This is a genomic window from Achromobacter insuavis (genome assembly GCF_902859645.1).
GTDB lineage: Bacteria > Pseudomonadota > Gammaproteobacteria > Burkholderiales > Burkholderiaceae_B > Achromobacter > Achromobacter insuavis.
This window is the reverse complement of sequence record NZ_CADIJR010000131.1, coordinates 1-9,542: the sequence shown is the minus strand read 5'-3', so window position 1 is coordinate 9,542 and position 9,542 is coordinate 1. Positions and strand designations below refer to the sequence as shown.

At 65.7% G+C, this 9,542-nt stretch carries 8 protein-coding genes and 1 pseudogene; 3 read left to right on the top strand and 6 right to left on the bottom strand.

The genetic code is table 11. The features are described 5' to 3' along the window. The 5 genes from H0523_RS30680 to H0523_RS30660 all read right to left on the bottom strand — a co-directional run. A partial coding sequence (locus H0523_RS30680) for a GTP-binding protein (protein WP_257225162.1) occupies nt 1-165 on the bottom strand: 165 nt, incomplete at its 3' end. Between the two features lie 80 nt (nt 166-245). Next, nucleotides 246-2,348 (bottom strand): elongation factor G, encoded by a 2,103-nt coding sequence (fusA, locus tag H0523_RS30675; protein WP_006392077.1) that lies wholly within the window; start codon nt 2,346-2,348, stop codon nt 246-248. Between the two features lie 18 nt (nt 2,349-2,366). Next, the gene (gene rpsG / locus H0523_RS30670) at nt 2,367-2,837 is read right to left on the bottom strand and encodes a 30S ribosomal protein S7 (protein ID WP_006216561.1); all 471 of its coding nucleotides are present in this window, start codon (nt 2,835-2,837) and stop codon (nt 2,367-2,369) included. 175 nt (nt 2,838-3,012) lie between these two features. Further along, on the bottom strand, nt 3,013-3,390 hold the full coding sequence (gene rpsL / locus H0523_RS30665) for a 30S ribosomal protein S12 (protein WP_005017264.1): 378 nt from the start codon (nt 3,388-3,390) through the stop codon (nt 3,013-3,015). 612 nt (nt 3,391-4,002) lie between these two features. Continuing rightward, nucleotides 4,003-4,704, bottom strand: a complete 702-nt coding sequence (locus H0523_RS30660) for a response regulator transcription factor (RefSeq protein ID WP_054435557.1) — start codon at nt 4,702-4,704, stop codon at nt 4,003-4,005. 261 nt (nt 4,705-4,965) lie between these two features. Between H0523_RS30660 and H0523_RS30655 the strand changes: the two genes are divergently transcribed. The 3 genes from H0523_RS30655 to H0523_RS30645 are packed head-to-tail and all read left to right on the top strand — an operon-like array spanning nt 4,966 to nt 9,171. Continuing rightward, entirely contained in the window at nt 4,966-5,682 is a 717-nt protein-coding gene (locus tag H0523_RS30655; protein ID WP_054435555.1) for a response regulator transcription factor, read from the top strand. A gap of 41 nt (nt 5,683-5,723) precedes the next feature. After that, nucleotides 5,724-6,833 carry a FecR family protein gene (locus H0523_RS30650; protein ID WP_054435561.1) on the top strand — a complete coding sequence of 370 codons (1,110 nt, stop codon included), beginning with the start codon at nt 5,724-5,726 and terminating at the stop codon, nt 6,831-6,833. Nucleotides 6,834-6,843: 10 nt separating this feature from the next. Then, nucleotides 6,844-9,171: a CHASE2 domain-containing protein gene (locus tag H0523_RS30645; protein WP_054435552.1), complete on the top strand. Its 2,328-nt coding sequence runs from the start codon at nt 6,844-6,846 to the stop codon at nt 9,169-9,171. An 18-nt stretch (nt 9,172-9,189) separates the two neighbouring features. On the opposite strand, the pseudogene H0523_RS30640 reads toward H0523_RS30645, so the two are convergent. Next, a pseudogene (locus H0523_RS30640) lies at nt 9,190-9,542 on the bottom strand (serine/threonine-protein kinase); the annotation flags it as partial.

Genomic DNA, 9,542 nt, shown 5'->3' with positions numbered 1-9,542 from the left:
TTCAGGAGCCGCGTCGATCTGGTCGTAGCCCTTGGCTTCGCCGCCGAACTTGCTCGACAGAACGGTCGTGATCGCCGCCGTCAACGTCGTTTTGCCGTGGTCAACGTGACCGATCGTGCCGACGTTCACGTGCGGCTTGGTGCGTTCGAACTTACCTTTTGCCATGATCTCTATCCTTTGACTTTCAAGGAAACTTTAATTTCTGCCGGGACCGCCCGGATGGGGCGGACCCGGCAAAGGGTTATTTACTTGGCCCGAGCGGCGATGACTTCGTCAGCGACGTTCTTGGGGGCCTCGGAGTAATGCTTGAATTCCATCGTGTACGTGGCACGGCCTTGCGTCAGCGAACGCAGGTTCGTGGCGTAACCGAACATCTCGGCCAGCGGAACTTCGGCCTTGATGGTCTTGCCACCGCCGACCATGTCGTCCATGCCCTGAACCATGCCGCGACGCGAGGACAGATCGCCCATCACGGTACCGGCGTAGTCTTCAGGCGTTTCGACTTCAACGGCCATCATCGGTTCCAGCAGCACGGGGCTAGCCTTGCGCATGCCTTCCTTGAACGCCATCGAGCCGGCCATCTTGAACGCGTTTTCGTTCGAGTCCACATCGTGGTACGAACCGAAGAACAGCGTGACCTTGACGTCCACGACCGGGTAACCGGCCAGGATGCCGGCAGGCAGCGTTTCCTGGATGCCCTTGTCCACCGCGGGGATGTATTCGCGAGGAACCACACCGCCCTTGATGGCGTCGACGAACTCGTAGCCGCCGCCCGGTTGGAGCGGTTCGACCTTCAGGACCACGTGACCGTACTGGCCGCGACCGCCCGACTGCTTGACGAACTTGCCTTCGACTTCTTCGCAGGTCTTGCGGATCGTTTCGCGGTAGGCCACCTGGGGCTTGCCGACGTTCGCTTCCACGCCGAATTCGCGCTTCATGCGGTCGACCAGAATTTCCAGGTGCAGCTCGCCCATGCCGGAAATGATGGTTTGGCCGGATTCTTCGTCGCTGCGCACGCGGAACGACGGATCTTCCTGAGCCAGACGCGACAGCGCCAGACCCATCTTTTCCTGGTCAGCCTTCGACTTGGGTTCGACGGCCTGCGAGATCACGGGCTCCGGGAACACCATGCGTTCGAGCAGGATGTGGGAGTCGATGTCGCACAGCGTTTCGCCGGTCGTCACGTCCTTCAGGCCCACGACGGCGGCGATGTCGCCAGCCAGAACTTCCTTGATTTCCTCGCGGTTGTTCGCGTGCATCTGCAGGATGCGGCCGATACGTTCCTTCTTGCCCTTGATGGGGTTGTAGACCGTGTCGCCCGACTTCAGGACGCCCGAGTAGACGCGCACGAAGGTCAGCTGACCCACGAACGGATCGCTCATCAGCTTGAACGCCAGCGCCGAGAACTTCTCGCCGTCATCGGCATTGCGCTGCACGGCATTGCCGTCGTCATCCTGACCGTCGACCGGGGGAATGTCCACGGGCGAAGGCAGGTAGTCGATGACCGCGTCCAGCATGCGCTGCACGCCCTTGTTCTTGAAGGCGGTGCCGCACAGCATCGGCTGGATTTCGCCAGCGATGGTGCGTTGACGGATGGCCAGGTTGATTTCGGCTTCGTCCAAGGAACCCGTTTCCAGGTACTTGTTCATCAGCTCTTCCGACGATTCGGCGGCGGCTTCAACCAGCTTTTCGCGCCATTCGTTGGCAGTGCCTTCCAGCTCGGCCGGAATGTCCTTGTAGTCGAACTTGGTGCCTTGGCTGGCTTCGTCCCAGATGATCGCCTTCATCTTGACCAGGTCGACCACGCCTTGGAACGTGTCTTCGGCGCCGATGGGGATCACGATGGGCACGGGGTTCGCGCGCAGACGCGTCTTCAGCTGGTCATAGACCTTGAAGAAGTTCGCGCCGGTACGGTCCATCTTGTTGACGAACGCCAGACGCGGCACGCCGTACTTGTTGGCTTGACGCCACACGGTTTCGGACTGGGGCTGAACACCACCCACCGCGCAGTAGACCATGCAGGCACCGTCCAGGACGCGCATGGAACGTTCCACCTCGATGGTGAAGTCCACGTGCCCCGGGGTGTCGATGATGTTGATGCGGTGCTCGGGGTAGTTGCCGGCCATGCCACGCCAAAACGCCGTCGTAGCAGCCGACGTAATGGTGATGCCACGCTCTTGCTCTTGTTCCATCCAGTCCATGGTGGCGGCGCCATCATGCACTTCGCCAATCTTGTGATTGACGCCGGTGTAGAACAGGATACGTTCGGTCGTGGTGGTTTTCCCTGCATCGATGTGCGCAGAGATGCCAATGTTGCGATAGCGCTCGATCGGGGTTTTGCGGGCCATGGTGGGTTAGTCCTTAAATTACCAGCGGAAATGGCTGAAGGCCTTGTTGGCCTCGGCCATCTTGTGCGTGTCTTCGCGCTTCTTCATCGCGGCGCCACGACCTTCGGAGGCGTCGATCAGTTCGCCAGCAAGACGCAGATCCATCGACTTCTCGCCACGCTTCTTGGCGGCTTCACGGAGCCAACGCATAGCCAGGGCCAGGCGGCGCACGGGGCGCACTTCAACCGGCACTTGGTAGTTGGCACCGCCAACGCGGCGGCTCTTCACTTCGACGATCGGCTTGATGTTGTTGATCGCCAGGCTGAAAACTTCGATCGGCTCCTTGCCGGTCTTGGTTTGCACTTGCTCGAGGGCACCGTAAACGATGCGCTCGGCGACGGCCTTCTTGCCGTCCAGCATGACGACGTTCATGAACTTGGCGAGCTCGACGCTGCCGAACTTGGGATCGGGCAGGATCTCGCGCTTGGGTACTTCGCGACGACGGGGCATTGTTGCTTCCTTGTGTCTGTTCAGTTGAACCGTGTTTCATTACACGGCCATGGCCGTCCACTGGGACGACCCCTTACGTGCCGCGCACCTTCCTGTATTCCGGATGGCGCGGTTGCACTTCCCTAATGACGGATGGCCGCCACGCGGGGGTACTGCTAACTCGCGTTGCGAGCCCTTAGGCCTTCTTCGGGCGCTTGGCGCCGTACTTCGAGCGGGCTTGCTTGCGATCCTTGACGCCTTGCAGGTCGAGGGAACCGCGCACGATGTGATAACGCACACCGGGCAAGTCCTTCACACGACCGCCACGCACCAGAACCACCGAGTGCTCTTGCAGGTTGTGGCCTTCACCGCCGATGTACGAAATGACTTCGTAACCGTTGGTCAGACGCACTTTGGCAACCTTACGCAGAGCGGAGTTCGGCTTCTTGGGGGTGGTGGTGTACACGCGAGTGCACACGCCGCGGCGTTGCGGGCAGTTTTCGAGCGCGGGGCTCTTGCTTTTGATGATGCTGACTTCGCGCGGCTTGCGCACGAGTTGGCTAATGGTAGGCATGACCTTTGAAATCCCTTTTACGTACCACTGGTAAGTACTTACGTACTCGTCTCTTCGAGTAATGACTCTCGGAGAAGGCGGCTCGCGCAAAACCGCCTCAAACGTTCAAATACGTAAAAGAGCGGGCTTGCCAACAAACCATGACAAACGCACAAACCGGATGCTTCGGAGATGGCGGCGTTGGTTGACGGGGGCTCGTGACGCACCCCTTTGGTCTTGGGCCGCCAAGCTGGGCGCGAAGCCTTCGCTTGGATGATTGGCCGGACCTGTCTTCCTGGCGCCTCAAATGCCAGTCCTGGCATCGACTTTGCGCGCGATTAAAGCAGTAAGCCCTTTAGCATAGCTTAGATTCCGGCGCACTGTCAAAATCTTTTGTAAGCGTTGCGTGGGGACACGTTGGCGGCAAAAGACGGCCTGTTAGGCGCAGGTCCGGCCCAGGTCGGCAAAATTGGGGCCAAATTGACGACACGCGGATGCGGTCTTGGGCACGGGGAGCGCCTGGCCGGATATCGGCCCCGGGGCCGGGCCGGGAATGCCACGCAGCGGCGGCGTCGGACTGCTGGCAGTGTAGCCGGCCCCCGCGACTTTGCGGAAACGTCCGGCGGCGCGCGGTTACTGGTCGGCGAACAGGTAGCCGCTGCCGTAGACGGTGCGGATCGGCAGCATCAGCCCCGCCATCTCCGCCTTGCGGCGCAGGCGGCTGACGATCACGTCGATGCTGCGCGTGCCGCTGGAGCGGGCGCCGCCGCCTTCCTGGCGCAGTTCGTCGCCCAGTTCGTTGCGGCCGACCGCCCTGCCCGCCACCTCGAGCAGCGAACGCACGATCAGGCGTTCATTGGCCGACAGGGAAATCGTGGTGCCGGACGGCGCCGCCAGGGTCCAGCCCTGGTCGCGCAGTTCCCACTGGCCGAGGGTCGGCTCCTCGGTCGTCAGGTTGTCCTGCCCGGCCGGCAGGCGCCGCGCCAACGCCAGCAGGATGCAGGCCAGTTCGCGAGGGTCGTGCGGCGGCGGCAGGCAGGCGTCCGCGCCGCTCTGCAGGCAACGCAGGCGGGTATCCAGGGACAGGTTGTTGCCCATCACCACGATACCCAGCGGCGAGGAGCCGTGCAGGCGGGCCACCAGGGCATAGCCGATTTCACCGAGGGTGCCCACGTTCAGCACCACGGCGTCGTAGGGGCTGTTGCTGAGCAGGCCAAACAATTCCAGGGAAGTCGAGCAGCCGCGGGCCGAAATTCCAGCTTGAAGCAGTGCGGACACAGCGGTGTTACGTGCAGCCTCGTCCGGCGACATCATCAGTACGCGCAATTGATTCATAGGTTCTTTCCATCCCATCTGCCCCGACCGCGCCCGGCAGACTGCGCCGGTTGACGGGAGGGGTCGGGACAGTGTGGCCCGTTGTTGTGCAACAACTCCAGTCAAGATTCGTTAAGTTTGCAATGTTTGACAGTTCTTGGCACAACGTAGCCAACAGTGACGCGACGCGAGTTATCATTCCATTACACAATCCTTTCTTCTTCTTGCAGTAGGGCGCCACAGGGCGCGCTTGCGCAGCCAACCTTCGCGAGACCACGTCTGATGAAAATCGCGTCGCTGGAAGACGACCTGGACCAGGCGAAACGTATCCAGCAAGTCCTGACTGCCGCCGGATATACCTGCACCAGCTATCAGCAAAGCCGCGACCTGCTTGCCGCTTTGCGCACTGAAACGTTCGACCTGGTGCTGCTGGACTGGCACCTGCCCGATATCGATGGCGATGATGTGGTGCGCTGGCTGCGCGCCAACATCGGCCCGCGCATTCCCGTCATTTTCCTGACCAACCGTTCCAGCGAGGACGACCTGGTCGAGGGCCTGCGCGCCGGCGCCGACGACTACATCGTCAAGCCGCTGCGGCCGCTGGAACTGCTCGCGCGCGTCGCGGCATTGCTGCGCCGCAGCCAGATCGCCGAGCCCGCCGACGAATCGTTCGACGTGGCCGCCTACCGCATCGAGCCCGCGGCGCGCGCCATCCTGCTCGACGGCGCGGCGGTCACGCTGGCGCCCAAGGAATTCGAGCTTGCCCTGCTCTTTTTCCGCAACCTCGGCCGCCTCATGTCGCGCGACGTGCTGGCCGAATGCGTCTGGAACCGCGAAATCCCCGCGACCTCGCGCACGCTCGACACGCACCTGTCGAACATCCGGCAGAAGCTGCAACTGCGACCGGAACACGGCGTGCGCCTGAGCTCGTCCTATGCGCTCGGCTACCGGCTGGAATTGATATCCGCGTCCGAAGATAGCCCGCCCTCCGCGCCTTAGCGCCTTAGCGCCTGGCGGCATTACCTGGAGATTTGAACGACATGAGCCGCTGCCGCGCGCTTTCTTTGCTTGCCCTGCTTTCCGGCCTGCTGCTCGCAATCCCCTCCCACAGCCAACCCGCGGGCGCGCTGGGAGAGAACTTCATCTACCGCGTGCGCCAAGGCGACACGCTGATCAACATCGCCGCGACCTACACGCGCAACCAGGCCAACTGGAGCCCGCTGCAGTCGCTCAACCAGGTCGCCACGCCCGAGCGCCTGCCCATCGGGCTGGAATTGCGCATCCCCCTGTCAATGATTCCGGAGCGCGCCGCCGATGCGCGCGTGGTCCACGTCAGCGGCCAGGCGAACCTGGACGGCCAGGCCCTCAAGCCAGGCGCCAACGTGGCCGAAGGCAGCAAGGTCGTGACCGCCCCCAACGGCTTCGTGACGCTCGAGCTGGCCGACGGCTCCAAGCTCACGCTGCCGGCCGATGGCGCCGTCGAACTGACCCGCCTGCGGCAATTCGAAGGCACCGACCTGACCGACTCGGTCATCCACGTCGAACGCGGCAGCGTCGAATCCAGCGTCGCCCCGGGCGGCCAGGGCGTGGGCCGTTTCGAGGTCCGCACGCCGGTGGCCGTAACGGGCGTGCGCGGCACGCGTTTCCGCGTGCAGAGCGGCAACCTGGGCGTGCACAGCGAAGTGCTGGAAGGCAGTGTGCGGCTGCAGCCGCACGCCCCCGGCGCCGCGCCGGCACAACCGGTGGCGGTGGCCAAGGGCTACGGCGCCGCCATCGGCGCCGATGGCAGCGTCGCTGGCGTGCGGCCCCTGCTGGCCGCGCCGCAGCTCGGCGCGCCGGTGCGCGCCGGCGGCGGCGGCTGGACCAGCGCGTTCCCGCCCGTGCCTGGCGCACAGGCCTACGTCGTGCGCGTGGCGCGCGATGCCGACGGCACGCAGCCGGTGTCGTCGACCCGCTTTCCCAGCCCAGACATCCGCTTCAGCGCCCCCGGCCCCGGCACCTTCTACGTCTCGGTGCGCGCCATCGACGAACTGGGCCTGGGCGGCCAGGACGCCACGGCCACCTTCACCGGCGTGAACCAGCTGATGACCAGCAGCGGCCTGGGCGTCGCCACCGGCTTCGGCGGACTGGTCACGCTGAACGAGTACTAGATCCGCGCCCATGGCCGATGCCGCCGACTCCAACGACCGGGCCTCGCGATCAGGCCTGTGGTTGACGGTGGCGTTGGCGCTGCTGGCCGCGCTGCTCGGTTCCTTCAACGGCCTGGGACGCGTCGACCAGATCCTGTATGACCGCGCCGTCGCGCTGACGGGCCGCGACATGTCGCCCGACATCGTGATCGTGGCGATCGACGACACCAGCATCGACGCGCTCGGCCGCTGGCCCTGGCGCCGCGCGGTGCACGCGGCATTGCTGGACCGCCTGCAGGGCGCGCGCGCGGTCGGCCTGGATTTGATCTTCGCCGAACCCGACACCACCCATCCCGGCGACGACGCCATCCTCGCCGACAGCCTGCGGCGCAATGGCCACACCGTGCTGCCGGTGGTGCTGGACCGCCTGGCCTACCCCTCCTCCATCAGCACCCCGATCCCGATCCTGGCGCAGGCCGCGGCGGGCAGCGGTTTCATCAACGCCAACCTGGATGCCGATGGCGTGCTGCGGTCGGCGATGCTGACGACGCGTTTCGCCGGCGAGCGCTGGCAGCATTTCGCGTTGAGCATGCTGGACGTGGGCGGCCAGACGGCGATGGCCGAGCGGCTGCTGCGCCGCGCGGGCAAGGATGGCGGCATCCTGATTCCCTACGCCGGCCCCGCGGCGCATACGCGCGCGGTGTCCTACCTGTCGGTGCTGCGCGGCGACGTGCCGCCCGAGCAGCTGCGCGGCAAGTATGTGCTGGTGGGCGCCTGGGCCACCGGCCTGGGCGATGCCTACACCACGCCGGTCTCGCACGAGGTCAGCGGCATGCCGGGCGTGGAGATCATCGCCAACCTGCTGCAGGCAGCCAACGACGACATCGCCTTCCGGCCGCCCGCTCCCTGGCTCAATGCCCTGTTCTCGGCCCTGCCGGTGCTGCTGGCCTGCCTGGCGCTGTGGCGCCTGTCGCCCAACCTGGCGCTGCTCGTCAACATCGGACTGCTGGCGCTGGTGCTGCTGGCCAGCCTGCTGCTGCTGGGCCACAGCTACCAGTGGTTCGCGCCCACCGCCGCGCTGGTGGGCGTGGCGCTGTGTTACCCGCTGTGGAGCTGGCGCAGCCAGGAGGCCGCGCTGCGCTACATGGACAACGAGCTGCGCCGCCTGCAGCGCGAATACCCGCCGGTGCTGAACGAAGCCCGGGCGCAATCGGGCGGCACCAGCGCCTCGCTCGAAAGCCGCGTCGGCGAATTGCGGCGCGCGCTGGCGCGGGTGCGCAACCTGCGGCGTTTCCTGGCCGACGGGCTGGATGGCATGCCAGACGCGACGCTGGTCTTCGACCAGGATGGCCGCATGCAATTTCGCAACCAGGCCGCCGTGATGTACTTCCAGCGGCTGGGCATGCGGCCGCCGCGGGTCGGCCATCCCGCGATCCATCTGCTGGAAAAGACCATCGGCGACGACGCCACGCGGCAACGCGTGGCCCAGGTGCTGAGCGGCCAGGGACCGGCCACCGAACAGTCGCCCTGGAGCGCCGACCTGGAAGTGCGCGACCACGCCGGCCGCGACCTGATCCTGAAATGCGTGCCGATCCATACGGCCGAAGGCAACTTCGCCGGCACCGTCGCCACCCTGACGGACATCTCCGGCATCCGCCAGGCCGAACGGCAGCGCGAAGAGACGCTGCGCTTCATCTCGCACGACATGCGCGCGCCGCAAAGCTCGATCCTGGCGCTGGTCGAGATGAAGCAGGATGGCGCGCCGCAGGATGGCCGCGACGACACCCTCGTGCGCATCGCCGCGCTGGCCAACCGCACGCTGCATCTGGTCGACGATTTCGTGCACCTGACACGCGCCGAATCGATGGCCATCAACGCGGTCGACCTCGACCTGGGCAGCCTGCTGCAGGATGGCGTCGATGAATTCTGGGCGGCCGCGCACAAGCGCGGCATCACGCTGGCGGTCGCGCCTTCGCTGCCGATGGCCTACGTGCGCGGCGACCAGACGCTGCTGATGCGAGCCTTGAGCAACCTGATCGACAACGCCATCAAGTACAGCCCGGCCGACACCCGCATCAGCTGCGACATCGACCAGGTGCCCGGCTACTGGCGCGTGCATGTCCGCGACCAGGGGCAAGGCATCGCGGCGCAGGACCTGGCGCGCTTGTTCGAACCGTTCGCGCGCGTCGGGGTCGCCACCCGCGGGGACGTGGGCGGCGCGGGATTGGGATTGGCCTTCGTGCGCACCGTGGCGCAACGCCATGGCGGCGAGGTCGAAGTGACCAGCGAAGCAGGCGTCGGCTCGGTGTTCACGCTGCGCCTGCCGATGGCGCCGGAGGACGCCGCGGCCCAGGCCTAGACCCTGGCCGCGCTCACGTCACTGGAAGGCGTGCGAGATCACGGCCGGCTTGCCCGGCTTGACTTCCAGCGTCGCCCGATAGGGCGGCAGATCGGCGTTGCGCAGCAACACCTGGTACTTGCCGGGTATCAGCCGCAATTCCTTGACCGGCGGACTGATGCCGCGCGCCACGCCGTTGATCCACACCTCGCCCCACGGCCGGATGTCCAGGCGCACCAGCACCGGCACGGGCTTGGGTTTGGGCGCCTCTTCCTGCGGCGCCACGGCCGGCGCGGCGGGTTCCTGCGCGCCTGGCGTCGCGGGCGCCGCATTGGCGTCCGGCTCCGCCGTGGCGGGCGGCGCGGAAGGCGCGGCGGCCCCAGGCCCGGCTG

What these genes read in the sequence shown, in the direction of transcription:
- rpsL (WP_005017264.1), bottom strand. Translation starts at nt 3,390, where the DNA reads ATGCCTACCATTAGCCAACTCGTGCGCAAGCCGCGCGAAGTCAGCATC.
- fusA (WP_006392077.1), bottom strand. Translation starts at nt 2,348, where the DNA reads ATGGCCCGCAAAACCCCGATCGAGCGCTATCGCAACATTGGCATCTCT.
- H0523_RS30650 (WP_054435561.1), top strand. Translation starts at nt 5,724, where the DNA reads ATGAGCCGCTGCCGCGCGCTTTCTTTGCTTGCCCTGCTTTCCGGCCTG.
- H0523_RS30660 (WP_054435557.1), bottom strand. Translation starts at nt 4,704, where the DNA reads ATGAATCAATTGCGCGTACTGATGATGTCGCCGGACGAGGCTGCACGT.
- H0523_RS30655 (WP_054435555.1), top strand. Translation starts at nt 4,966, where the DNA reads ATGAAAATCGCGTCGCTGGAAGACGACCTGGACCAGGCGAAACGTATC.
- rpsG (WP_006216561.1), bottom strand. Translation starts at nt 2,837, where the DNA reads ATGCCCCGTCGTCGCGAAGTACCCAAGCGCGAGATCCTGCCCGATCCC.
- H0523_RS30645 (WP_054435552.1), top strand. Translation starts at nt 6,844, where the DNA reads ATGGCCGATGCCGCCGACTCCAACGACCGGGCCTCGCGATCAGGCCTG.